Annotated in this window: 26 protein-coding genes and 1 pseudogene; 8 read left to right on the forward strand and 19 right to left on the reverse strand. The window is 53.7% G+C overall.

Features of this window, described 5'->3' with window-relative positions; genetic code table 11:
• Window positions 1-295: 295 nt before the first annotated feature.
• Both ABD76_RS29650 and ABD76_RS29655 read left to right on the forward strand, forming a co-directional pair.
• A complete protein-coding gene (locus ABD76_RS29650) occupies window positions 296-1,150 on the forward strand; it encodes an aminotransferase class I/II-fold pyridoxal phosphate-dependent enzyme (protein ID WP_242069662.1) in 855 nt (284 codons plus the stop codon).
• Entirely contained in the window at window positions 1,051-1,452 is a 402-nt protein-coding gene (locus tag ABD76_RS29655) for a hypothetical protein (protein ID WP_242069663.1), read from the forward strand. The genes ABD76_RS29650 and ABD76_RS29655 overlap by 100 nt, the downstream gene beginning before the upstream one ends.
• Here the strand turns inward: ABD76_RS29655 and ABD76_RS19820 are convergent.
• The 3 genes from ABD76_RS19820 to pckA form a co-directional block, all read right to left on the reverse strand.
• On the reverse strand, window positions 1,424-3,358 hold the full coding sequence (locus ABD76_RS19820) for a TOMM precursor leader peptide-binding protein (RefSeq protein ID WP_197258873.1): 1,935 nt from the start codon (window positions 3,356-3,358) through the stop codon (window positions 1,424-1,426). The two genes, ABD76_RS29655 and ABD76_RS19820, sit on opposite strands and share 29 nt — an antisense overlap.
• A complete protein-coding gene (locus ABD76_RS19825; protein ID WP_197258874.1) occupies window positions 3,355-4,899 on the reverse strand; it encodes a hypothetical protein in 1,545 nt (514 codons plus the stop codon). The genes ABD76_RS19820 and ABD76_RS19825 overlap by 4 nt, the downstream gene beginning before the upstream one ends.
• Window positions 4,900-5,114: 215 nt before the next feature.
• Window positions 5,115-6,710: a phosphoenolpyruvate carboxykinase (ATP) gene (gene pckA, locus ABD76_RS19830; RefSeq protein WP_206765737.1), complete on the reverse strand. Its 1,596-nt coding sequence runs from the start codon at window positions 6,708-6,710 to the stop codon at window positions 5,115-5,117.
• Window positions 6,711-7,133: 423 nt separating this feature from the next.
• Between pckA and ABD76_RS19835 the strand changes: the two genes are divergently transcribed.
• A complete protein-coding gene (locus ABD76_RS19835; RefSeq protein WP_197258876.1) occupies window positions 7,134-8,105 on the forward strand; it encodes an alpha/beta fold hydrolase in 972 nt (323 codons plus the stop codon).
• A 23-nt stretch (window positions 8,106-8,128) separates the two neighbouring features.
• Here the strand turns inward: ABD76_RS19835 and ABD76_RS19840 are convergent, their stop codons facing one another.
• The 4 genes from ABD76_RS19840 to ABD76_RS19855 all read right to left on the reverse strand — a co-directional run bounded on the left by ABD76_RS19840 (window position 8,129) and on the right by ABD76_RS19855 (window position 11,649).
• A complete protein-coding gene (locus tag ABD76_RS19840; RefSeq protein ID WP_197258877.1) occupies window positions 8,129-8,362 on the reverse strand; it encodes a hypothetical protein in 234 nt (77 codons plus the stop codon).
• 684 nt (window positions 8,363-9,046) lie between these two features.
• Complete coding sequence (locus ABD76_RS19845) at window positions 9,047-9,289, reverse strand: DUF4318 domain-containing protein (protein WP_197258878.1); 243 nt, start codon at window positions 9,287-9,289, stop codon at window positions 9,047-9,049.
• Between the two features lie 215 nt (window positions 9,290-9,504).
• Window positions 9,505-10,392, reverse strand: coding sequence for a fructose bisphosphate aldolase (locus ABD76_RS19850; protein ID WP_197258879.1), 888 nt, complete (start codon window positions 10,390-10,392; stop codon window positions 9,505-9,507).
• Between the two features lie 492 nt (window positions 10,393-10,884).
• Window positions 10,885-11,649, reverse strand: a complete 765-nt coding sequence (locus tag ABD76_RS19855) for a DUF3891 family protein (RefSeq protein WP_197258880.1) — start codon at window positions 11,647-11,649, stop codon at window positions 10,885-10,887.
• A gap of 129 nt (window positions 11,650-11,778) precedes the next feature.
• Here ABD76_RS19855 and ABD76_RS19860 point away from each other — a divergent pair, with 129 nt between their 5' ends.
• On the forward strand, window positions 11,779-12,015 hold the full coding sequence (locus ABD76_RS19860) for a hypothetical protein (protein WP_197258881.1): 237 nt from the start codon (window positions 11,779-11,781) through the stop codon (window positions 12,013-12,015).
• Here ABD76_RS19860 and ABD76_RS19865 read toward each other — a convergent pair.
• Window positions 11,943-12,185 (reverse strand): hypothetical protein, encoded by a 243-nt coding sequence (locus tag ABD76_RS19865; protein ID WP_197258882.1) that lies wholly within the window; start codon window positions 12,183-12,185, stop codon window positions 11,943-11,945. The genes ABD76_RS19860 and ABD76_RS19865 overlap by 73 nt on opposite strands.
• A 177-nt stretch (window positions 12,186-12,362) precedes the next feature.
• Here ABD76_RS19865 and trhA point away from each other — a divergent pair, with 177 nt between their 5' ends.
• Window positions 12,363-13,004, forward strand: coding sequence for a PAQR family membrane homeostasis protein TrhA (trhA, locus tag ABD76_RS19870; protein ID WP_197258883.1), 642 nt, complete (start codon window positions 12,363-12,365; stop codon window positions 13,002-13,004).
• A 74-nt stretch (window positions 13,005-13,078) separates the two neighbouring features.
• On the opposite strand, the gene ABD76_RS19875 is transcribed toward trhA, so the two are convergent.
• The 8 genes from ABD76_RS19875 to ABD76_RS19910 all read right to left on the reverse strand — a co-directional run bounded on the left by ABD76_RS19875 (window position 13,079) and on the right by ABD76_RS19910 (window position 22,345).
• Window positions 13,079-14,263, reverse strand: coding sequence for a GntR family transcriptional regulator (locus tag ABD76_RS19875; RefSeq protein WP_197258884.1), 1,185 nt, complete (start codon window positions 14,261-14,263; stop codon window positions 13,079-13,081).
• Between the two features lie 106 nt (window positions 14,264-14,369).
• Window positions 14,370-14,726 (reverse strand): Rieske (2Fe-2S) protein, encoded by a 357-nt coding sequence (locus ABD76_RS19880; protein WP_197258885.1) that lies wholly within the window; start codon window positions 14,724-14,726, stop codon window positions 14,370-14,372.
• A 16-nt stretch (window positions 14,727-14,742) separates the two neighbouring features.
• Window positions 14,743-15,807, reverse strand: coding sequence for an amidohydrolase family protein (locus ABD76_RS19885; RefSeq protein WP_197258886.1), 1,065 nt, complete (start codon window positions 15,805-15,807; stop codon window positions 14,743-14,745).
• 40 nt (window positions 15,808-15,847) lie between these two features.
• The gene (locus ABD76_RS19890; protein WP_197258887.1) at window positions 15,848-17,410 is read right to left on the reverse strand and encodes an extracellular solute-binding protein; all 1,563 of its coding nucleotides are present in this window, start codon (window positions 17,408-17,410) and stop codon (window positions 15,848-15,850) included.
• Between the two features lie 64 nt (window positions 17,411-17,474).
• Window positions 17,475-18,335 carry an ABC transporter permease subunit gene (locus ABD76_RS19895; protein ID WP_197258888.1) on the reverse strand — a complete coding sequence of 287 codons (861 nt, stop codon included), beginning with the start codon at window positions 18,333-18,335 and terminating at the stop codon, window positions 17,475-17,477.
• 13 nt (window positions 18,336-18,348) lie between these two features.
• A complete protein-coding gene (locus ABD76_RS19900; RefSeq protein WP_197258889.1) occupies window positions 18,349-19,269 on the reverse strand; it encodes an ABC transporter permease in 921 nt (306 codons plus the stop codon).
• 193 nt (window positions 19,270-19,462) lie between these two features.
• Window positions 19,463-21,727, reverse strand: a complete 2,265-nt coding sequence (locus tag ABD76_RS19905) for a helix-turn-helix domain-containing protein (protein WP_197258890.1) — start codon at window positions 21,725-21,727, stop codon at window positions 19,463-19,465.
• A 465-nt stretch (window positions 21,728-22,192) separates the two neighbouring features.
• The gene (locus ABD76_RS19910) at window positions 22,193-22,345 is read right to left on the reverse strand and encodes a transcriptional regulator (protein WP_242069664.1); all 153 of its coding nucleotides are present in this window, start codon (window positions 22,343-22,345) and stop codon (window positions 22,193-22,195) included.
• Window positions 22,346-22,753: 408 nt separating this feature from the next.
• On the opposite strand from ABD76_RS19910, the gene ABD76_RS31020 reads away from it, so the two are divergent.
• Window positions 22,754-23,272: a ChbG/HpnK family deacetylase gene (locus tag ABD76_RS31020; protein ID WP_197258892.1), complete on the forward strand. Its 519-nt coding sequence runs from the start codon at window positions 22,754-22,756 to the stop codon at window positions 23,270-23,272.
• Between the two features lie 18 nt (window positions 23,273-23,290).
• A complete protein-coding gene (locus tag ABD76_RS31025; protein WP_420901962.1) occupies window positions 23,291-23,536 on the forward strand; it encodes a hypothetical protein in 246 nt (81 codons plus the stop codon).
• A gap of 450 nt (window positions 23,537-23,986) precedes the next feature.
• On the opposite strand, the gene ABD76_RS29660 is transcribed toward ABD76_RS31025, so the two are convergent.
• From ABD76_RS29660 to ABD76_RS19925, 3 genes are all read right to left on the reverse strand, one after another.
• Window positions 23,987-24,109 (reverse strand): YjcZ family sporulation protein, encoded by a 123-nt coding sequence (locus ABD76_RS29660; protein ID WP_242069665.1) that lies wholly within the window; start codon window positions 24,107-24,109, stop codon window positions 23,987-23,989.
• Window positions 24,110-24,191: 82 nt separating this feature from the next.
• Complete coding sequence (locus ABD76_RS19920; protein WP_420901963.1) at window positions 24,192-24,491, reverse strand: phage holin family protein; 300 nt, start codon at window positions 24,489-24,491, stop codon at window positions 24,192-24,194.
• Between the two features lie 45 nt (window positions 24,492-24,536).
• On the reverse strand, window positions 24,537-24,668 hold the full coding sequence (locus ABD76_RS19925) for an XkdX family protein (RefSeq protein WP_197258895.1): 132 nt from the start codon (window positions 24,666-24,668) through the stop codon (window positions 24,537-24,539).
• 110 nt (window positions 24,669-24,778) lie between these two features.
• On the opposite strand from ABD76_RS19925, the pseudogene ABD76_RS29025 reads away from it, so the two are divergent.
• Window positions 24,779-25,056: pseudogene (locus ABD76_RS29025) on the forward strand (hypothetical protein); the annotation flags it as partial.

Raw genomic sequence — 25,056 nt, forward strand, 5'->3', positions numbered from 1 at the left:
TTCGCCATGACATCTCTTTATTAGGATCCAGCTTACTCCACTTATTGACAAGGAAAAAGAGCCAATTTACATTCATTTTATTAGACCATTTAGAGAAAGGATCACGACATGCACTTTCATATCCCCTACCATATGTACACCCGGAAGTATCCGTCCAAGCGTCTCGCGCTCTATTCTGCCATTCGCGACTGTATCGCCTCGGGAGTGCTCGTCACCGGTACAAGACTGCATTCAAGCCGGGAAATGGCCGCATTTGTATGGCCTGTCCCGCGGGACCGTCAACGAAGTATACGACATGCTATCTTCGGAGGGGTATGTGACGAGCGGCGTGGGGCGCGGAACCTTCGTCACGTTCCAGCCGCTGGAGCCGGGGCGGGCTGAATTATCCCGTCAGGATATCTATAGGCTGTCCGACTGGGGGAAGCGGCTGAACGAACAGCCGGACGGGAGGGAAGACAATGCGGCCGGCTGCGGCGGGGAACGGAGAAGAATAGCCGATTTTCAGGCCTCCGGCCCCGATTCGCAATGGTTCCCGATCAAAGAATGGAATCGCTGCTTATATGCGCAGGCCAGAATGCTTGCCGGCAGCGAGCAGCAGCAAGTCGGCCATTCCAGCCTGGGGGATGCCGGGCTTCGGGACAGCATTGCCCAATATATAAGGCGGGCCCGTGGTATCGCGGCCGATGCGAGCCAGATCGCGGTCTTCAATGGCTCTATGCAAGCGATCGCCCTGGCCGCCCAGCTGCTGCTCAACCCCGGAGACCGGGTTGTAATGGAGAATCCGGGCTATGCGGGAGCGGCCAGAGCGTTTGAAGCCGCAGGCGGAATCTGTATCCATGCTCCCGTCGATGGGCAAGGGGTTATTCCGGACGACTGGGAGGCCAAGCTGCTTATGGTTACGCCGAACCGCCAGTATCCAACCGGGGCGGTACTGACATTGGAACGGCGGCAGCAATTGCTGGTCTGGGCCGCCGAGCGAATTCTCTTATCCTGGAAGATGGTTACGACAGCGTATTCCGCCACCGGGGCAAATCGCTGGAGCCGTTCAAAGTGCTGGACCGCGAGGGACGCGTCATCTACGTCGGGAGCTTCAGCAGCACGCTGCTTCCCCATGTGCGCATCGGCTACGCCGTGCTGCCTCCAGCCTTGACCCCGTTGTTCGCCAGAGCCAAGACATTGTACGAGCCGCATCCGAGCAACCTGCTGGAGCAGCGCACGCTGGCGGCCTGGATGAACTTTCCCCCGCCTGTCGGAGGAAGAGATGACGCATGGCGTCAATCAGATGCGGGCCATTGGACTGGCGATGGAGGCGGAGGAGCGATGAATCTCCGCATAAGCGGCTCCGCCGCACACAAAAAAGCATGCCATGGCTGGCTATTCATGAAGCAGAGTTCCAGGTATCCAGAGGGACTTCCGCCATTGGTTACGGGAACGGATGCGGATAAGGATTAAGCTCCGGCGGCGTCAGCCGGCGATTGACATACCCGAGCTTCATCGGCACCTCCAGGACCCTGTCAAGGCCCTCCAGGCGGCGGAGATGATGGCCGAACGTCATAGGCAGCATTCCCGGAATCAGCACCTTCACGCAGCGCAGCCCGTTGCGGAGCGTCTCGCTGGACGACTGGTCGACGACAATCACATCCAACTGAAGGCTGCGGAACACCTGTAGAATCTGCTCCAAATCATCCCGCAAATCTTCATGCGCCTGCACGGAAGGGAACTCCTCGGCGAAGGTTCGGACAGGGCGATGTTCGTCCAGCAAAAATCGGAGTCTTTCCTCGGCTTGCGGCAGGCTGTACAGCAGCGCATGATCCTCCATTTGCTGCACCCGGTACGAATCCTGGAGCATGGCTTCCGCTTCCGGCCCCCGCTTTTTCCAGCGCCCTTCCGCCGCCGGGATCATGCCGGCGAGCTCGTAAATGGCCCCCTTCGCCGCCCGGACCGGGTCGAGGTGAGCGCCCGCGGCACAGACGAGGTTCACGTGATGCTCCGCCCTTCCCTTCGCTATCGCCCATATGCTCGGAATTCCGTTCTCCATCGTCGTATTGTACAGCAACACCTCATATCCCGTGACCGCCCGTACACGATGGAGCATCATCGACAACTCGCGGTCTCCCGACGAGTCGGGATCGAGCCGCGGAACAGGCAGTCTCGCGTACCAGGTCATCAGGAAGGAATCCCGCTCGACCACTTCGAAAATCCCGTACAAAATCGCCTCCTCCAGGCTTCCTCCGACCGCGCACCCGTTCGAGGTTTCATATGCAAAGCCTCCTCCGTAGCCCAGGCTGTAATAAGCCAACAGATGGGGAACAAGGATGGGGCGTTCCTGCAGGAACGAATAGCCCCACACCCATTCCATCGGAGCTTCGGGATCGAATGGCGTGAACGAAAAATCGGGAAGCTCGAATTGCTCCTTCGCATGAAACCCCGCCCTGGACGGATCCATCGCCGTATCCCGAAGTCGGGTATAGCTGTCGATCACGACCGTGCGCTTGCCGCGGGGCGTCGTGCCGCAAAATCGCTCCAACCCTTCCAGTATCGCTGCCAGCTGGCTATCCGCGTACGAATGCGAACGGCCTCCCGTCACCTCGTCATAATAGCCCAGCGGAAGATTGACGGCCGCGCCGGCAAAGGCGGATACGAGATCGAATTTCTTGTCATTGAACATTCCGATGCGGCTGTCCCAATAATCCCGGAGCAAGCTCTCCCGCAGCTCGTTAAGCGGCCGGCAGCGGTAGCTGTTATCAAGCTTAGGGGACGGCCTCAGCGTTATTTCAGCCGCTTCCGGCGAATCATCCGGCAAGCGGCCGCAGACCGGACAAGTCCCATTGGGCAGGACAAAATGGAGGGTGCTGCTCAAATTATCGAAGTTGATTAAATAAATATGTCCTTCCGAATTCGCTGTGCCGCCCCGCAGCGCTTTGGCCGTTTCTGCCGCGATGATATGCGCCATATAACGAAATCCCGCCGGGGATATCTCAGCCGTATATTCCGGAACATAATCCGGCGCGACCAGCTTCATCAACATTTCCTCCACCTCTTTGCGGCTGCTTCCCGCCAAAGAGAGCCGCGTTTCCGCGCACTGAAAGCATCCGGCCGTTCCCGGACGCATAAGCGGCCCTATCACCCCTTCTCCCAAAAAGACATAAGCGCATAACCAAGGAATAGCGAGCGGCCGCAGCGCCGCATCCGCTTCAAGATGCAAGCTGGAGTTGTCTTGATCCTGAAGCACCAACGCGAGCTCTGCCTCTGGAATGCCTCCGCTGAAATCCAATCGGCGGGCTACGGCGAAGCCGGACAGACGTCGGCAGACCATGTCCGCAAGCATCCCCTCCCCAATGACAACGACAGTGCTCAAGGGGATTCCTCCTCTCCGAGTCTCACTCCATAGATTACGAACGGTCCCGTGCCCAGAAAAGATTCGCTCCGCATATCGAACACCTCAAGGCGCCGCTGGCGCCGGCTCAATCTCTGAACGGCCGCTAATATCCGCGGCGCATGCTGGGGCGGATCGCTATTGGTTACCGTGATGCGGAGCGCCTTCTCCTCCTTCCACATGACAGAAGAAGCGGCCACGCCCTCCGTCTTCGTCAATGCTTTCAGCAAGGAATGGCGAAGAGCCAAAGTGAGCTCAAGGTCTGGGCTGCCATACCATGACGAACCGGAATGAACCCACACGACCGGACAGCCGAGCAGCGGCTCGCCGGCGGCAAGCTGAGGCTCTCCCTCTGTCATGCGCAGCGCTTGCAAATAATACCGGCACCGGACATCTTCGATCTGCCCGCATTCGATGCGCGCCACGGCCGGCTTATCCGCAAGCATTCGCATCCGCCTGCTCCATGCCGTGGTTAGACAAGCTCTGAACCCCCGTTCCACCGCTTCGGCGATGGAGCATCCTGCCCCGATGCCGATATCCTCCCGCTGCGAGGAGAGCAAGCCGGGGAACAGCAGCGGCATCAGGCGGGCGGCATAGGCCTCCAATCCCGCCAGTCCCGCCTCCCGCCGCGCTTCTTCGTGCGTAAGCCCGCCGCGGATGATAGCCGGCAGCAGCTGCGCAGGCCCTTCCGACATCGGGTCAACCGCTTGAACAAGACACTGCGCCAGCGGAAGCTGGATGATATCCGCCTCCTCCCATAGATGAAAGAGACCGGTTGCCGGAGAAGTCAAGCGGCTCAGATAAGAAAACCATTCTCCCGGATCCGCCGGTTCATGACTTGTTTGCAGGCTCTCCTCGATATTTTTCGCCAGACGGGCCGTCTCCACCCCGGAGACAAGGGGATGCGGGCGGATGGGATGCCAGAGTCCCGTTAACGTGTCCGGGTCCAGGATATAACATTGATTTCTGCAGTCCGTTTCGTTCTCTTCGGCCACCGCTTTATGCCATTGATGCACGAGAAGATTCGATAACACGGCTGCAGCCGCAGCCGGGAAGCGCTGCGGGTCCCGCTCCACGGGGAACATGGACGAATGGATGCCCCGCCATGCCGAGTCCCATCGCCCCTCCCCGTCAGGTTGAAGCAGCGGGCCGGCCATCCCTCTTCCCTGCAAGGCCACGGCAGGAAGCATCGGCTTCCGCTCCTCGATACAGGCTTGCTGAAGCCGCCGAAGCTCCTCCACATCGCCATGCTGCGACACATACAAAATAAAACGATACGGCTGAATGAGCGGCCTCCACTCCGCTTCCTCGCCTTCGGCTGCGGCAACAATATGCAGCGAAGCGTCCGGGTTGCTGCGAAGCGCATGCCCCCGCAGCTTCTCGAGTTCAGCCGGGTCTGCAGGGTCCGGGTTGATGACCCAGACCGCGAGCTTGGATAATCCGGATTCATACCATGCTTCAACAAGAGAGTGCAGAATCGGGCCGGAACCGACGGCAAGCACGCCATCTTCCTGACAACACATCCTGACTGCCTCCTTCCTCGACGGCTACACCGTGATGCAGCAGTTCAAGCCGTCAAAATTATCGTGTTCCCGACCGGTAAACATCATTTCAAGATATGTCGCCGCCCTTTTACGTATGACAATATCCACCGGCCTTCGTCTCTTTGCATAGAAATGAATCGGGGCTGTCTCTGCGTCATTGTCATGACGTCGGAGACAGCCCCTTCTTACGGCAGCTACAACCGCGGGCCGGCATGCTTGATTGCGTCCGCTATACCACTGAATTTTTCGAAATTTTGGGCAAAGAGCTGCGCGAGCTGCTTCGCTTTGCGATCATAGGCCGCTTTATCCGCCCATACGTTCCTCGGATCGAGCAGTTCTTGGGGAACGAACGGAACCGCATCGGGGATAAGCATGCCGAATACAGGATGAGGAGCGAAGGAGGCCTTCTCGATGCTTCCATTCATAATCGCCTTGACCATGGCTCTTGTGAACGCAAGATTCATCCGCTCGCCAATTCCGTAAGGACCGCCGCTCCACCCTGTATTGACCAAATAAACCTTCACGCCGTGCTTCGTGATTTTGTCGCCGAGCATCTCCGCATACACATTCGGTCTCAACGGAAGAAAAGGACCGCCGAAGCAGGTCGAGAATGTCGCTTCCGGTTCGGCTACGCCGCGTTCCGTACCCGCCAGCTTGGAGGTATAGCCGGACAGGAAGTGATACATCGCCTGCTCCTTGGTCAGCTTGGATACCGGCGGCAGCACGCCAAAGGCATCCGCGGTCAAAAAGATAATGACATTCGGATGACCGGCGGTTCCGGGTATGATCGAGTCTTCAATATAATCGATCGGATAAGCGGCCCGCGTATTCTCCGTCAGTGCGTTATTCTTGTAGTCCGCCACGCGGGTTCTGCCGTCAATCCACACGTTTTCCAACACAGCGCCGAATCGGATCGCATTCCAGATTTGCGGCTCTTTCTCCTGCGTCAGCCCGATGCATTTGGCATAGCAGCCGCCTTCGAAGTTGAATACGCCCGTATCCGACCAGCCATGCTCGTCATCGCCGATTAAGCGGCGATCCGGGTCGGCCGACAGCGTCGTCTTCCCCGTTCCCGATAATCCGAAAAACAACGCCGTATCTCCAGCCTCCCCTACATTCGCCGAACAGTGCATCGGCATGACGCCGCGGAAGGGAAGCAAATAGTTCAGCACGCTGAAAATCGACTTCTTCATCTCGCCCGCATAGTGCGTGCCGCCAATGAGGACCGTCTTTCTTTCGAAGGAAATGGAAATGAACGTCTCGGAATTCGTGCCGTCTACAGCCGGTTCCGCCTTCATGCCCGGCATCGCAATCACGGTAAATTCAGGTTCATACGACATCAATTCCTCTGCCGTTGGACGGATAAACAACTGGCGAACGAATAAATTTTGCCATGCGTATTCGTTGATAAAGCGGACAGGCAGGCGATAGGCCCGGTCTGCCCCTGCAAAGCCGTCGAACACGAAGAGATTGCGGCTCTTCATATAGTTGATCGTTTTGTTATACAGCGAATCGAACTGCTCGGGGGTGAGAGCCTGATTCACTTCTCCCCAAGCAACATGGTCAGCCGTGCCCGGCTCCCTGACGATGAACTTATCCTTCGGAGAACGTCCCGTATATTTACCTGTTGTCACTTGCAGCGCGCCTGTCGAAGTGAGATGTCCTTCCCCGTTCAGGAGAGCGGACTCCACCAGCTTGGCAACCGCCATATTTCGGTGAGATTCGTCCACATGCACATTGGCTAATTGAGTTTTTTCCTTGTTTTTCGTGATCACGGTTATCCTCCCCATTCCGCTGCTACCCAGTTCTTGATTCATCTCGACTCCCCCAAAAACAAAGTTGTATATTTTATCCTTACGAATTAATGTATAATATAAACATATAATACGCAATATATAAAAGCATATTGGCGGCATCTAATTATTTATGACGTCATTTTGAAATTGTTTTCATAATTGTCACATATAAAAAGAGCGTCTACGCTCCCCCTAGAGAGATGAACTCTCCTTCGAAAAGATGAGACGCAGCGCCCCCCTGCCCATTTCAGACGAACTGAAGCCACACCTAAGGTTAGTACCGTAATCCGCGGCTTCATCATCGGGTTCTGCCTCCAGTCATTTTTTTCTTAAGGTATATCATAGCTTATTCTTCTTGAGCACTCCAAATTTTACCTCCATAATAGACAGTATAATGTCTAATTGGAGGGTGATCAGATGAAAAACAGGTTGAAAAGGGAGATTTTTTACACCGAGTATGTATCGATCAATGGTATCGATCAATTTCTGTTTCACTCGGGAGCAAGCTGCGATAATCCGGTCATGCTGTTTTTGCACGGGGGGCCCGGAGCAGCGAAATCGTTGTTCACGCGGGTCTTTCAGGAAAAATGGGAGGAAATCTATACGGTAGTCCATTGGGATCAACGCGGAACGGGAAAGACCTTGACTCGAAATCCCGCCAAGCTTCCTACCATAGATTTGATGCTTCAGGATGTATCCGAGGTTATCCGCTATTTGAAGGAGAACTACAACAAGCAAAAAATCGTTGTATTCGGCCACTCCTGGGGAAGTGTGTTGGGGTCCGTATATATTCGGCGTCACCCCGAAGACGTGGCCTATTATATCGGAGCCGCGCAGGTCGTGAATATGCTTCAAAATGAGCAGGTCGGCTACAACAAGGTGAAAGAAATGATCGAACAGGCCGGCGACAAAAAATCTCTGAAGAAGCTGGCGAAAATAGGGGAATATCCCGGCAGCAAAATCGTGTTTGACCGGGCTTTTCTGCAAAAATGCGACGCGGTGCGAAAGCTTCAGGCCCAGTATAAGTTAGCGCTAAAGATCGATTTCGGGATCTGGCTAACCGCTCTGACAAGTCCGATTTTCAAGCTGTCCGATATCTCTTCCTTTAAAAAGGCATTCCAGACCAATCAACAACTGTTCGATTATTTAGCCGACTTTGATCTGACCTTGGAAGCCGCAGAGTATCAGGTGCCCGTTTACTATTTATTGGGCGGCCGCGATTGGCAGGCTCCATTTGTCATTGCCGAGAACTATTTTGCGGAGATAACCGCTCCAGACAAAAATTTATATCTCATCCCGAATGCCGGACATATGCTCATGATGGATCAGCCCAAATTGTGCTTCGAGGCCCTATCGGATATTCACATAAGAGGAGAACAAAAACAGTAGGGCCGGCTGTTTGGGCAGCGGGTTCATCCTTTTAGACACAAAAAAAGCGCAGCCGTATTAGGCTCCGTCAGACTGTCGACAATGGTTTTGGCGAGATAGGCCGCCTTATACACGGTGTCATCGTCAATTCCCCGATAGGCGGCCGAATTCCATTCCGTGAGAACCAATTCCTTGTCAGACAGCCCTTGCTCGGCCAGCAGCCTCATCACCTGCGCAAGCATATCCCGCAAATCATCCGGATTAGGAAGAGTCCCCATGAACTCCTCCAATATTTGGCGGTACGGATGCAACGGGAGCCGCAGCGGAGCGCGCGGTTCGGCGGGAAGCCCCCTCCTCGATATGGTCATGCGGATAGAAATGAAGCGGGATGAAGTCCGGCAGACACGGATTGCTGCGGCAGAACGCAAAAAATTCATCATTCAGCCGCGGCGAGCGGATGGTGATGATCCGCTCGGGCGTGCAACCGCTCCGAAACGCCCTTCAAGGTCCGATAAGTTCGCAAATACCTCTCTTTCTTCCATCGTTCCCGCCCAGAACGTCCGCAGCTCCGGTGATCCACTCCTCTAAAGCTGCAGTCTCTCCCGCCACTCTAGTCATCTGCTCCGCCAATACTGCAAGAATGCAGCAATTTCATTGAGACGAGGATGCGAAAATAGGATTGCTGCAAAAATACAGCAATTACCCTACGGCAAGGCATAAATAGCATCAAAAATGGCGAAATAATGTAATTTTGCAGGATTTTCTCGGAATTTAGCCTCTTGAGGTTAAAAATGCTGCGCCTGTGCAGCAATTTCATGCGGGGAACAGCTTGCTTCATGCGCGGACCAACTTGCCCTAACCTAACCTGTTCTGCCTTCCCCGACCCCACCCATCCTAAGAAAATAACTATCGACGGGACTTTGTAGACAGTCTGGCGCAGCCATATTAGGATGCGTTCTATTTTACATTTCTTTGAAATGGAGCACAAAACCGGGGCGTCCCGCGTTTTCCACCTGGCATTGATATACGACATTGTCTATCGAAATAATCGCCGGTTTATCGCGTTCGATAAATTCGTAAGTCACCTTTTCTTTGATGCAATAGCGCTCAATTTCATCTAAAAACTCCTGCTTATTTTGGGGGAGTCGATCCAATTCAACCGAGAACCCCTTTTTCAACAGCTTCTTCCAAAAACGTTCCGACATGTTCCCACCCCCACCTTTATAATTAACGTAGTTAGATGAATAAGGTCCAGCAGTTAACACTCTATACTTACTACTACGGTCTGGATTTAGGAATGTTCCAACAAAAACGTACCTTTGACCCGATGCTTCAGCTCCCGCTCCTTAGAGCCCGCAAGCGAAAAAAACACGCCTGGATAGGCGTGTTTACACTTAATAGGATAACTCTCTGGCAAGCATCAGCTTATGGATGCTTCGTAAATGGCTTGGATGGATCGGGACAGCGTCGCATTGAATTCTTCGTCGGTCTGCTGGGCTGTCAAGCCTTCCGACAAGGCGCGCGAGAAGCTGGCGATCAAGCCGTGATTCCGGGCCAGTTTTTCATTCGCTTCCCTTTGATCGTAACCGCCCGACAAAGCGACAATCCGAAGCACATGCGGCTCCTCGATCAGCTCGCGATAAAAATTATCTTCGGTCGGTATGGACAGCTTCAGCATCACGCGTACGTCCTTATCGAGAGCGGACAATTGCTTGAGCAGCTCATCTTTCAGGATTTGCTCCGATTGCTGCTTATCCTTGCTGTAAATATCGACCTCAGGCTCAATAATCGGCACGAGCCCCATCGCCAAGATTTGTTTGCCGATGTCGAACTGCTGCTCGACGACGTTGCGAATTCCATCCTCGTTGGCCTCTTTAATCACCGAACGCATTTTTGTCCCAAAAATATGCTTATCCACCGCCCGCTTTAACAGGTCGTTCAAATCCGGGATCGGCTTCATCAACTGAACGCCATTCTCCAGCTCGGCCAGTCCCTTATCGACCTTCAAAAAAGGGACAATCCCTTTCTTTTCCCATAGGTAGTCGGCGGTAAATTGATCATCAATCTTGCGATCCATCGTATTCTCGAACAAGATGGCGCCCAAAATATACTTAGAATCAAATGCCGGACTTTTAATAATCCGCGTTCTCATGGCATGAACCAGCTCGAACATTTCTTCGTCATTCGAGTAGCTGTCTTCCTTAATGCCATATTGCAGCAGCGCCTTTGGCGTGCTTCCTCCGCTCTGGTCCAACGCTGCAATAAAACCCTTTCCCGTATGAATTCGCTCCATTTGTTCTTTGTTCATCGGTGTTTCTCCTTCCTTTCCGTGGAATGGATGACCTCGTACCCGGTAAGCTGATGAACCACACCGGTCGGGTCGCAATAGAAACAGAACTTGACGCTTCACACTAGCCTCGGACGCCCCCCCTTATCGGGCCGAAGACAAGAATACCCGGCGATCAGGTCAGGCATGTCCGCGCGTCAGGTAGAGTTTCCTTTATTGTACAATAAATTCACGATCGAAGCACGGCGATCGGGCGAAGTCGCGCCGGACGACTACGCCGCAGTCTAAACTGCTGAAGCTTCCATATTCATCTATATTTCTCTTTAACTCATCCATCTATACAAGGGCCGCTGGTTGAAGCTCTTCCTTATTACTGGAAAAATAGATTCGAACAGAAAGCCGAACCTCTTCTAAACACAAAGAACCCTCTGCCGTCCTCCCATAGCAGCGGGTTCTTGCCGTCATTAAGCCGTATTCATAAGAAAACGATCATTCCATTAAAAGACTTCCCTCTTACCGGATAAAACTCAACGTCTGCTCGGTCCATTCGGTCTGGCGGTAAGCCTTGCCGATGCCCATCGCTTCCACCAGCGCGTCCGGCACCGTCTTGGAACGCAGCTTCGTCGTGAACGGCGCGATGAACGGGAACGGCGTGACCCGCACCTCCGTCTCGCTGGCCCACTCCGCGACGAGCTGGGTCCCCGTCTCCGGATTGAACGCCTCCGTCCGCTCGAAGCCGTCCTGGTACCAAGGAAATTCGTCTTCCTTGGCTGTCCCGGGCTCATTCAGGCAGACATATAAGGAGAGATCGTCGCAGAACTGCAGCAGCCGAAAATGCTCCGTCACCGCTTGATCGTCAAGCCCGCCCAGCTGCTCGCGAATCCGCGCCTGACGAGACCGTTCATGCCGCAAAAACTGGATAATCTCGGGCTGCTCCTCCGTACGGAAGAAAGACACGAAATGCAGGCTGCACAGTAGCGCCGCATACGCATTCATCCGTTCGATCTCGTCCAGCCCAATCCGATAAAAGGCCAGCTTCGGCACAATCGGGTAATCCATAAACGTAAAAGGCTCCGCATCCGCATCGTTCCATACCGGCGTATGATCGAGACCGATCCAACTGCGATCATGCTCGTAGGCGGCCAATACGACCTCCTCCCAGCGCTCCGTTCCCCCGGCCAAGGCAGGATCGAAATGCTTTGCCGCTTCTCCGGAAATAAATCCGTGGTCATGCTGTTGAATAAGAACCCGTTCCCCATTCCGTGTACGCATAATCATGGCCTAACGCTCCTTTTGCGAATCTGACTGCCATTTTGCTTGAATTGCCTTTCAAAGTGAGTTACTCTGAAGCATGGAGGATTTTTTCGTTCTTCCTATTCTATGTATATTGTAAAGGAGGCTGCTCCCATGAGCAAAGCCAAACGCCAACGCCGCAAAATCGAGCGTTCCGGCGGCATCAACCCCGACATCGTCCGCAACACGTGGACACGCAAGCCGCACACCCAGATTGTGCCGAATAAGAAAGCCGAACAGCGCCGAATGGCCTGCCGGAAGGGCGGGGGCGCTGTTCCTTATTTTTCTGCCGATTCCTGCTCCACGCGGCTCCGGTTCCGTTCCATCCATTCCTGCCGCCGCATCGCTTGACGCTGCTTCGCATGGACCTCCCCACGCTGATTCATCAGCACAACGCTAATCATTCCGATCATCGCTCCGATTCCAATGAAGTAGGCGAACTCTCCGATGTACGAATACATGATTATTAGCGCCATCGCTGCGGCACAACCGATTGCCGTTCCTATAACCAGTCTGCTCATCCATGTCCTCCTCTCCAGAGTATCCAGCCTGAACGCTACGTTTCCGCTAACAACATACATATCCATCTTTGGATCGTTAAAAAATAAGTAAAGCCGTTCGCAAGGATTTGCAGACGCCACTGTCGTCTTATACAATGAAGGTATCGAATACCAGCGGGCAGAGAGGAAGATTCGCTTATGGCCAATACCCATACCTATACGCGGGGGGAAGAGATCGCCAACGCCATTACCCATGGCATCGGCGCCGTTCTTAGCGTTGCCGCCTTGACCCTGCTTATCGTCTTCGCCGCATTGTATGGCGAACCGATTCACGTCGTCAGCTTTACGATTTACGGCATTTCCATGCTGCTGCTCTATACATCGTCGACCTTGGTGCACAGCTTTCCGGAAGGCCGGGTGAAGGATCTGTTCGAGACGTTCGATCACGCCTCGATCTACGTCTTTATCGCCGGAACGTACACTCCGTTTGTCCTCATCGCCTTGCCGAAGATGCTGGGCTGGAGCCTGTTCGCGGTCGTCTGGACGCTGGCCGTGGCCGGGATCGTGTTCAAGGCCTTCTTCACGAAGCGCTTTCTCTTCCTGTCGACCTTTCTCTATATCGCCATGGGCTGGCTTATCGTAATGGCATGGAACCCGCTGTCGGCGGCAATGCCCGGAACCGGGTTGACCCTGCTTGTTACAGGAGGGCTGCTCTATACGGCGGGCACCGTATTCTATGTGTGGCGGGGCTTTCCGTTTCATCATATGATTTGGCATTTATTCGTGTTAGCCGGCTCGGTCGCCCATTTCTTCGCCGTGCTGACCTTGGTGCAAATATGAAGACCGCTTGAAGGCCATGAATCCGACGGCAAAAGCAAGCTTCGCCAATCTCGTTCACGGGATTGGCGATTTTTTTAGGGGCGCGCATGATTCGGACGCAAGCAAGGCCCGGTCGAACGGCCGATGATCAGCTCAGGCTGGAGAATGACTTTGCGGTACTCGCCGTCCGTCTCCCGCCGCTCGATGATCTCAGTCAGAATCGTCGCTGCCTGCCGCCCGATTTCCATTTCATTTTGATAAATATAAGTGAAAAAGCTCTCCTCATCTTCATCGTTCTCCGGATTGTCGAAGGTGAGGATCGAAATATCTTCAGGCACCCGCAAGCCGAACCGCTTCGCCATCTGCGTCATCCGGATGCCCAGCTTCCCGTCCAGCGCGATATACGCGCTCGCGATCCCGCTCTTCATATGGCGCGCCAGCTCCGAATCGTCCCCTTCCTCCCCGGCAGGGAGCGAGAAGCCGGTCACGATAAGCGACGGGTTGATCATGCCGCCATGCCGTTCAAAGGCGCTCATATACCCGGAGATCCGATCATGCACGCTGACGCATTCCCGATACGCATTCGTGCAGATCGCGATATGGCGATGGCCGTTCTCCCACAGATGATCGACCGCCATCCGGGCTCCGGCCCGATTGTCCGAGCAGACAAAATGCGTCTCGACGCCCCGCAAATACCGATCGATCAGCACAAACGGAAAGCCGTTGACCTTCAACGACAAAATTTCTTCATTATAAGTTTCTTCATCGGCCGGGAACAGCAGCAGGCCTCTGACGCCCATCGCGATAAAATCGCGGATCTGCTGCTCCTCCCGCTCCTTGGAGCCGCCGCTTAATGCGATCACGAGCGAATACCCGTGCGTCCGCAGCGTATCTTGAACCGCATTGATGAGACGCATCGCGAAATAATCCTCCAACGTCGGCATCACAAAGCCGATCGTTCGGCCCGGAACAGGCTCGGTCCGGTTCGGCTGTCCTTCCGCCGGAACGGCCAAGGCCGCCGCTTCGGACGCTTCCCCGTTCAGCTCGGCCGGCAGGTCATTGGCGACGAAGCTTCCTCTGCCGGGAACGCGGTAGATCCAGCCATCCTTGACAAGAGCCGAAAGTGCATTCACTACCGTGATCCGGCTGACCTTGAATTGCTCCATCAGTTCCTTTTCCGTCGGAATCCGGTCATTCGGCTTCAACACGCCTCGACGAATTCGTTCTTCGATGTACCGGTGCACCTGCACATATAATGGCGAACGAGAATCATAGCCCATTCCAATCCATCCTTACTTGTTGATATAACATATATGTTATATCATTTGTAGCCGTCTGGCAATGAGCCGCCCGGGGCGCGCCAGGCGCAAACGAGACGCCGTGCGCTTACTTCCCCAGCACGACGCCGATTTTCCCGTTCGCCACCTCCAGCTCATACGTCTTCACCCGCGTCCGGTCGCTGAACAGCGACTTCCCGGTCTTGATATCGAACTCCCACCCGTGCCACGGACAGCGCAAAATCTCGCCCTTCCGGCTGTATTCGTACTCATAGACGCCCGATGGAAGATTCGTGCCGGAGACCAGACCGGAGCACATCGGCGCCCCCTGATGCGGACAATAATTATGGAGCGCATAGAACTCCCCGTCGATCCGGAAAATTCCGATTTCGCGGCCTTCCACCTGGACGACGGCATGACCGCCTTCGGGAACATCCGCCGTATCCAGCACATAATGTACCCCCATGACACCTTGCCTCCGTTTACGGTAAGTTATAGAGCTTTTTCGCGTTCTCGTAAAAGATTTTGCGCCGGGCTTCCGGCTTCAGCTTGCGCAGAATCCTGTCCGGCGCATCGAAATCCCAATGCGGATAATCGCTGGAGTAGAGAATCATGTTCTCCGCATCGAACATATTGAACAGGTCAACCAGATGCTGCGGGTTATCCGGCTCCTCGATCGGCTGCGTCGTCAGGAAGCAATGCTCCGCGACATATTGGCTCGGCATTTTCGCCAGCCACGGCACGGTGGATCGGAGCGCCTTGTAATTTTTGTCGAGCCGCCACATCAGCGGCGGCAGCCAGGCAATGCCGCCCTCGACGAGCACCACCTTCAGCCGGGGGAACTTGACGAAGACCCCTTCGCATACAAGGCTGACCAGGTGGGCCATGAACATTTGGGAGAGACAGGTGTGCCACTCGATGTATCTCGCCGGGTAGCCGGCTGCCGTCGGAGCGGTGGAGCTTCCCCCGCCTTCCGCCCCCGGATGAATCGCGACGGGCAGCCCGTGCCGTTCGGCCGCTTCATAGATCGGATGATAGAAGCGGTGCCCCAGCGGCCAGCGCGCGGCGCTGGATATAATCACTTCGACGATGTCGGGATGATCCCCGACACGATCGATTTCCTTGGCGGCGAGATGCGGGTCCAGCGTGGACACCGCGATCGCGCCTTTGAACGCCGGATGCCTGCCCAGCCATTCGGCAATCAGGAAGTCGTTGTAGGCGGAGCAGATGGCCGCCGCATAATCCGGGTCATGGGTCGCCGAGATATTATAGACGACTCCCGTCAAAATGGCGTACTCGATATCGTACCCCTCGATCAACTGCTTGACGAGGAGGTCGGGATCGGAGCCGGCCTTGCCGCCCCCCGGTGGGATCGAGTCCTTCTTCATGACGCCGATCGGCGAATAATAGCCGGAGCCCGCATACCCGATGCCCGATGACGCGACCCTCGACTTCCACGGCTCCGGCAAATAGGGCACCAGGGCCGAATCGTCCTGCTCATTGTGAACATCCGTATCAATGACCTTGAATGCTTCTCCAGCTCCCATAGCGCTTCCTCCTTCGTTCCCGCGCTCTCCAGGCGCGGGCTTATTTCTTGCCGTACGTCCGGGTATAAGCCGTATCATACATGCGGAGCAGCTCATCCGCGCCGAGCTTCTTCGCCTGATCGAGGAATTGCCGGTACGTCTCGTCATTGATTGGCGTTTTGCCGGTGACGAACTCGGTCAATTTTTGCTCCAAATATTTATTGAGATTGTTGAGCTTTGATTTTTCGAGCTCCAGCTCTTCCTCCGTCTTCACGATTTGCTTCGGCGCCGGCACGATGTACGGTTCATACATCTTGTTGATCTCTTTGCTCTTGTCGCTCAACCCGCGTTCCCATACCTCGCGCGACTTGGCATTGTCCAGCGCAATCAGGTCATACCATACGCCCCAATCCTTGCGGAGCGTATTGAACGGGGAAGTGCCGAATTCCTTCATATATACCGGCTTCCCGTTCTCCATCGTGTACGTCTTGCCCTCAATGCCGAGCGACAAATAGTTCGAGCCCTCCTCGCTGACGAGATAATCCAGGAACTGGACCGCCCTTTCCTTATCCTTGACCTTGGCGGATATCGCGCGCCCCATCGCTCCAATGACCGGACGGGAGAACTGGTAGTTCTTGATGCCGTCTGCAGCCACCTGCGGAATCGCGTCGAGTTCGAATGAGGCGGTGCTTGCCTTGCGTCCCTTTTCCGTCAGAGATTCCAAGTCCGCTTTCCAGAAATACGTCACGAACGACTTGCCCTTCAGCATGCGTTCCTCCCACTGCGCCTGCGTCAGCAGGGAATATTCCGGGTCAAGCAGCTTTTCCGCATACAGCTTATTCAAAAAGATAAGCGACTCTTTATAGCCGTCGCGATACGGCGCAAACGCATATTTATCGGTGGCCGGATCGATGTTGAAGAAACCCTGAATGCCGGTAAACGCCCGGCCGAATACCGTGTACAATCCCGTGTCGCCGACGATCCCGTTCGAAATAAGCGGGTAGGAGTCCGGTTCTTTTTCTTTAAGCACCTTCAGGAACTGGTAAAATTCATCCATCGTCTCCGGCGCCTTCAGCCCGTGCTGATCCATGATGTCCTTGCGGGCATACCAGATGAAGTTGAAGCCTTTGCCTTCCGCATCCCCTTCAATGACGGGCACCGTATAGATGCCCCCGTCCGCGCCAGTGGCGACAGCCGCGGCCTCCGGATACTTTTCGTAAAACGCCTTCAAATTCGGAGCCTGCTCCAGATAGTCCCTCAAATTCAGGAATACGTTGTCAGGTCCATGATCCCGCCCCTCCTGGGTGGTGACCTGAATGAAATCGGTGACCGAGTTCGTCGCGATCATAATCTGTCTTTTCTCGGTGAGTCCCTCCTGGCTGACAATTTGAAAATCGACGCTAACGCCGGTCTTCGCCTCGATCTCCTTGAAAATCTCCCAATCCTGCCGCACCTTCCCCTCCACCCGGTCATACGCCAGCCAGGAAAATTGGATCGGGCTCTTGCCATCCGATCCGGCGGTTTCGCCCGGCGAAGCTTCTTTGTCCTTGGCGGAGCAGCCTGCCGCAGCCACGATGGCAAGCAGCGCGACAGTCAACATCATTGCGATCGGTCTCTTTTTCATGTCCGAACCTCCTATATCTTCATCCTTCCAAGCTTCTCCTTGCCTTCCGGACTCCCCGGTCCGTCTAGCCCTTGATGCCCCCAATCATGCTGCCCTGCACAAAATATTTCTGGATAAACGGATAGACGCACAAAATCGGAAGCGTAGCGATGATGATCATGGCGTACTTGAGTGTCTCCAGATGATTCATATCCCCTTCGCCCTGCACATTCGTTCCGGCGATGAGAATATTCCGGAGCATAATCTGCAGCGGGTACATGCTCCGGTCATTCAGATAGATCAGCGCGTCGAAGAACGCGTTCCACTGGTTCACCGCCGTGAACAGGCCGATGGTAACCATGACCGGCATCGACAGCGGCAGCACGATCCGCAATAACACCTGAAGGGAATTGCAGCCGTCAATCGTGGCGGCATCCTCCAGCTCCTCGGGCAGCGCCTCGAAGAACGTCCGCATGATGAACAAGTACCATGTCGAGATGAGGGACGGAAGCACGATCGCCCAGATCGTATCGAGCAGTCCCAGCTTTTGCACGACCAGGAACGTCGGAATCATCCCGCCGCTGAATAACAGGGTGAAGGCGGCCAACAGGAGAATCGTCCGCCGGCCCGGCAGCCATTTTTTCGATAGCGGATAGGCCATGGCCGCCGTCACGATAAGCGTTAGCGCCACCTGCACAACGGTATAGCGGATCGTGTTCCAGTAGCTGATCCACAGATCGGGGTTGGCGATCAGCCGCTCATACGCCACCAGCGTCACCCGCTTCGGGAAGAGGAGCACCTCTCCGCTGGCCACCAGCGCATTGTCGGAGATCGAAGCCGAGAACACATAGACCATCGGATACATCATGATGATGACAAGCAGAACCATGAGCATGATATTAATGGCGTCGAAAATCCGGGAACCCAGACTGGCTTTGATTTTCACGAAATCCCCCCCTCTACCACAGACTCGTCTCGGAATATTTGCGGACGATCCGGTTCGCCGTCACGACCAGAACGAGTCCGATCGCAGACTGGAACAGCCCAACGGCCGTCGCGAAGCTGAAATCGGCATCCAGAATCCCCCGGCGGTAGACAAAGGTGTTGATAACATCCGATGTCTCATAATTCATGGAGTTGTACAGCAGCAGAATCTTCTGGAATCCCGTCTCCATAAAATGGCCGAGCGTCAGCACGAACAGGACGATCATGACCGGCAGCATTCCGACCAGCGTAATATGCCGGATTTGCTGGAACCGGTTCGCTCCGTCCATTTTGGCCGCTTCATACAGCGTAGGATCAATGCCGGCAATGGCAGCCAGATACAAAATCGTGCCCCAGCCGATTTTCTGCCAGATCTCGGACCCGACATAGATGGCCCGGAACCATTCGGGCAGGCCGAGGAACATAATCGGCTCCATCCCGAACACCTTCGCGAGCAGGTGATTGACCACCCCGGTCGTCGGCGACAAAAAGGTAACCAGAATTCCCGCGATAACGACCGTAGAGAGGAAATGGGGCATATAGCTGATGCTCTGGACAAACCCTTTGAACCATTTGTTGCGCAGCTCATGGAACAAAATCGCCAAAATAATCGGAGACGGAAAATGAAACAGCAGATCGTACACGTTCAGCATGATCGTGTTCCGAATCAGCTTCCAGGAGTCCGGCGTGACATAGAAAAATTCAATGAAATGCTTCAGCCCGACGAACTTGCTGCCGAGAATCCCTTTGCCAATGGAAAAGTCCTGAAATGCGATAATGATGCCGTACATGGGTACATACTTGAAGATAATGTAGTATAAAATTCCCGGAAGCATCAGCAGATAGAGCACTTTATGTTTTTTGACGAGATACCAGAATCGGGCCTTCTTCGTCATGGCCTTCCTCCTTTCAAGTAAGCGCTTACAAAAAAATGGAGAGATGGCCTAACTATAAGGAACCTTGCCCGCCCCCGTAAAGCGCCCGTATTTGTACCGGGCTTCATTTTCCCGGATGCCGCGCCAGCCGGGCTTTCCACGTCCTTTTACGAAAAAAAAGAGACTCCGGAAAATAAGGAGTCTCTCTTGCGTGTTACTGATGAAGCGCACGGTACTTCGCCGGGGTAATGCCTTCATATTTACGGAACATGCGAATGAACGAGTTCCGGCCCCAATAGCCGACTTTTGCGGCGATATCGTCAATTTTCAAATCCGTTTGCAGGAGCAGCTCTTTCGCTTTGGTCAACCGGTATTTGGCGATATATTCCACATACTTTTCCCCGACCTCCTCCTTAAAGATGCGGCTAAAATGGCCGGCCGACATGTTCATCGACGCGGCGAACTGCTCGATCGACAATTCTTCATCATAGTGATCATGAATATAGGCCAAAATATCGGTCAACCTGCGGGAGCGTTCATCCGGCCGGGCCGACTCGAACAGCAGTCCATGGAACTCCCGGAAGCAGCGCTTGACTTCTTCCACCGTCATGCAGGCATTCACTCGTTCGAACCATCCCGCGTAAAAAGGCACGTTGAAATCTTTGCGATCCGTCTCTACGGCACGCACCCATGTGTTCAAAATATCCGTGCACAAATATTTGATCTGACTGGCCGTGGCCCGTTGGCGGACGCCTTCCTCCACCATGTCGCACGCCGATTGGAGCAGCTTGTCATATTCCCGTGTTTTGTGCTGGTTCAGAATCCGGTTCACTTCCTGTACGCTCAAAAACGTATCGAACGGGGGCGCATCCCACGTGCTTTGTCCGCTGCAGATCTCCACATCGGCATACAGCCCCCGGCGCTGCAGCATCAAGACCGCATGCTCATAAGACAGGTGCAGTTCCTCCATCCCATGCACCGTGCTCCCGATGCCGATCGTCGCTCTGAAATAGCTGGCATACAATTGGAGAGCAACCTTGATAATGTTCGCATCCTCCTCCGGGCTCAGGTTCAGAAGCGGATCCTTGTGAATGACGCAGGCCAGCAGATCGGGCTTCATCTGACAGATCCACGTCGGTGAAGGGACGAGCTGTATGATGCGCTCCTTCAGCTCCGCCATCAAAAATGATTTGGACGTCTCCGACAGCGGCCCATACACCTGCGGATCGAAATGCAGGGCAATGGCCAGCACGGTCCGCGCCGCTTTATTCGCATACACGAAATCAATTTCGGCGGCGTACGTCTCGATGGACAGAGCGTCTCTGTATTCGCCTTGCACCATTTTGGTGACAAAATGCTCCTGCACGATCGGCAGCATGCCGGTCACCCTTTGAGACAGCTCTTTATTTTCCGAGATAATGAGCCGGGAATAGCGCTTTATCACATCATAATCGTTCCCCTCGCCTAGCTGCGGCGGTTCAGCCGCCCGGTGGGATTTCAGGCCTTCCTTGATTTCCGCAATAGGCTGATAAACCCGCCGGCTTAAATAGTATGAGACCAAGCTTCCCACGACCGCGAAAAAGGCAAGGAAGAGCCAGCTAATAAGCCGCGTCACCTGAGCAGGCTTCATCAGAGTGGGCAGATCCACGAGACTCAAGTAATAAGAAGAATCGTCGAACCGGGATTTCACCAAGGAAATGGCTTTATCTTCCGCAATAAGAAAATGGGATGTTCCGTCCGTCAGCGGCAGCGAGAGGCGGCGAATCCCGTCCGCAACAAGCCCGTTCTGACTGAGGAGGTCTCCCCCGCTCCCCAGGATAGCTGTCCCGGCAACCCAGCTCTCCCGGATATGAATCAGATGCTTCAATTTGTCGCCGTCCACATCCACGACCAGGTACACATCGGGAAGCGGGGTATTGAACGGATAGCTCATCAGAGCCGACAAGCTGCTGCTGTCCGGCTTCGTGAACTCCATCATTTTTTTATTCGTAAATTGGGCCAAATAAGCGGCCTTCTCCGCCTCATTCATCGGATAGCGGAAATCGAAATAATACGCCTTATCCGTATACGTATCCGCGTCAATGACCAAATCATGATGAACAAAAAACAGATACGCCCTCGTCACCAGCTCGTCGGACTGCAGCTTCATTAACTGCTCCCGCAACGAGTGGATCAGCTCCATGCGCCGCTGACGGTCCCCGGACGCTTCGTCCCTTAACAAACTCCGAATATTGGAGGTGCTGAGCATATTGATCATATTCGTTTTCAAGCCATTCAAGGCCGTGTCCGTCTGTTCGGAAAAATGGCTTAAGACAACGTTATTCAGCTTCTGCGCATCCTTCTCAATCAGCGAGACGACCAGGAAGTGGGCCAACGCGCAGGCGACAATGACAGGAATGAGAATGATAACGAAGTAAATGGCAAAATGCCGCCAAAACAAAGCGATATGAAAAGAACGAGGCTTCCGAATCAGGTTCATGTCCGCCTACCCCCTTGCATCTTCAACGTTCTACGAAGGGAACAACGCGGGAGGAAGGTCAAAACTAAGCAGGAACCCCTTCGTTTAGATGTATTATACATCACATCTGCCTCTCCAACCGGGGTCGATCCATTTCCTATGAGTCGGCTCAACGGCTTTTTCCCGCTCATGCAGTAACCATTGATGACCTTATGCTCAAGATCCCATTTGGTCAGGGCGGACAGTTCCTTTTTCGCTCCTTATGCTCAATATCCCGTCTGGTCAGGGCGGGCAGTTCCACTATTGCTCCTTATGTTCAATATCCCGTCTGCTCAGGGCAGGCAGTTCCTTTTTCGCTCCTTATGTTCAATATCCCATCGGGTCAGGGCAGGCAGTTCCATCGTCACTCCTTGTAGGTAGATGTTACCATGAGGGGATGAGTAATGAAAAGAGCCTCGGGACTATGCCCCAGGCTCTTTTCATTTATTACGGACTTTCCAGGCCTTCGCGTTCAATCTTCTCCTCGATGGCCTTAGTGATAAAATCATTTAAACTCAATCCGCTTGCTTTTGCCGCTGCTTCATATACTGCTTTTCTCCCCTTGGGCACATAAGGGTAAAGACGATCATAGCCGTACACAGACGGCCCACTGATAAGGAGGCAAGGAACCATAATAGGTATGCCCTAATTAACTGGTCGTGATACTGGTCCAATCATTTGAAGTACTTTCTCATATTGTATTTTAGAAAAGGAGGTGGCTTAAATGAGACGTCATCGTAAAGCAATCAAAGTTATTCTTAAAAAAGGGCAGAAAGTGCTGATCGTGTGCAAAAAACGGAGAAGACATTGTTGTGAAAGACATTTTTGGTAATTACTCATTTTTGTGGAGCACCCGTCGAACCATGCTCCACCCCGCATATACCTGCAAGAAAAAAGCCTCGGAGTAAAGTAATCCGGGGCATTTCATTCACTTAGGATAAATACACTAACGATTGCTCCCGTGATGTATTTACTATTAGTTAGAAAATACAGTAAGGTGGGATTGAATTGCCTCGGTACATTATTATTAATGCAGACGACTTCGGTCTGTCGTGCAGCATTAATCGCGGAATTATGGAACCACATCGTCTCGGAACAGTAAGCAGCGCTTCTTTAATGGTTAATACCCCAGGCTTCCTTGAAGCCGTTTCATTGGCGAAAGCTACTCCGTCATTAGGAGTGGGATTGCATTTCAACTTAACATATGGAACATCCGCGACGAATCCTCTTCTTGTTCCCTCCCTTGTTCGCGATGGAGGCTCCGTTCACGGGAATCACGCGAAATGGACATTTCGAGATATTGCACGTGAACTCTATACCCAATACGGTCGAATGCTGAAGCATGGGCTCCGCCCTACGCATGTCGATTCGCACCACCATATTCATTTGGACAATCCGGTCGTGTATTCTCTGGTTAAAAAGCTCGTGCAGTACGAAGAACTTCCTTTGCGGCTGTCCTCCAGTCGCCCAGACCCTGAGCTTCCGTGGGTCACAGATGAACTATTTATGTATACCTACGATAGTTAGACAGGCGTCCCCCACCTCTTGAGCCTGCTACGCAAAATCCCGGAAGGAATAACCGAGCTCTTATGCCATCCTGGCTATGTTGACGATGACGTCCGCCGGCTATCCACTTGGACGACGGCCAGGGAAGAGGAATTGCTCGTCTTCGTTGATCCACAGGTTGTCGCATGCCTTGCAGAGCTTCAAGCCCATGGAATACTTCAAGTCATTCATTATGGCCAGTTCCCAGCCATCCGCTCCGCCCTGACTCTCGGTAGCAGAGGCTGATACGTAAGGAGACAAGTGCGAGATAAACGCTTATTTGACAGAAGAAAATGGTCTCGATATTTGTAAAAATAGCCGTAGGGAGTCATGTTCCTACAGCTCACGGTGTTACTCCTCAGCGACCGCCTGGACATGGGCGTATGCACTGCCGCCGATAAGCTGGCCGGCTACTGATTCGCCGATGCACGTGGCCGTTTTGGAAAATCAAAAAGAGCCCTGCTCCGCCAGCAGGGCATTAAAAAGACGACCTATAAGCACGGATACTGAGAGGCCCAAGCACCCAATCCTCTTATCGGCTGATTTTAATTCTTTTCTTTATCAAATACATCACCATTATATTGGGTTAATTTCAAGGTTGATTTGGCTAAAGCCCATAAAGCAAAAATTAGGCGGTAATGACAAGTCCCTTAACTAAACCAATGGTTTCTCTAGACGCAGGTCTTGCCAGTGATCTTACCAGATACATGCACGAGAAATAATTACAAGCAAGATAAACAGAACCAAGATTACCCCCGTTGAAGTCCAGAGACCTCCGAGGCCACACGAACCTCCAACCCCTCCAACAACACCGCTCATAAGCCAACCTCCTCTCTTTTAGGTACTCATATCATATGAGATGAGCCGGGTTTTGACTTGGCTTGAACCCAATAAAAGAAAATTAGGCTTTATCCCCTAACTGCTTCAATAGCCGTTCCAGAACAACGGCCACGACAAGAAAAATGAACACCTTCCGCGCAATGCCTGTCATTCCGATCTTGCTGCGCAGCCGCCCTTCGGCCCCGGCCGCCATGACGCCCGTCACGTAATCAATCGCCACGGCAGTCAGCAGCACATTCAACAGCGCCGGCCAGCCCCCGAACAAAAATGACGCCGCCCCTCCTGCAGCCGCGAAGGCTGATTTCAAAACTAAATCCAATCTTTCAATGAGTTGATCCTCCTCAAATGAAATAGCCCCCACGGCAGCGTGGGGGCATAATAAAAACGCCGTGCTATGAGCAGGCGCTTATTGCTGTGTCGGAAATTCTTTCCCCGTAATCTTCTCGTACTCTTCCGGTGTGATTTCGCCAAACGGGTTGGCCTCCGTCTTCACGGCCAGACACAATCCATCTGCATCGATCCATTTGCACTCGAGGATACGCTACTCTCCTGTGCGACCGGGATAGCGATCATAAGAGACAAAGAGGAGCCCATTCATAAATCGAGTAGGCCCATACGTAATCGCATGGGCCTCTCACAGATCCGGACATGCGGGTCATCGCATCCGGCTCCTCCAGCGCTATCCCCTTTGGGGATGCAGTTCATTGTAAAGCATATCTGGTTGGTGAGCTACGATTCAAGCACCATCTGACGGTCAAAGAATTGACAGAGGCCTTGAATGAACGCGGAATTAAAACCAGTGAACGTCATTCGCAAAATCTGTATGAACGGTATCAAGTTCTTTTGGCCGCCAGTCTCAATGATCATGTCCGCAAGGTCCTCGCCGAAACGACGGAACAAAACGGTGGCATCCTTTTATCCATGGA

It is taken from the genome of Paenibacillus dendritiformis (assembly GCF_015845845.1).
GTDB lineage: Bacteria > Bacillota > Bacilli > Paenibacillales > Paenibacillaceae > Paenibacillus_B > Paenibacillus_B dendritiformis_C.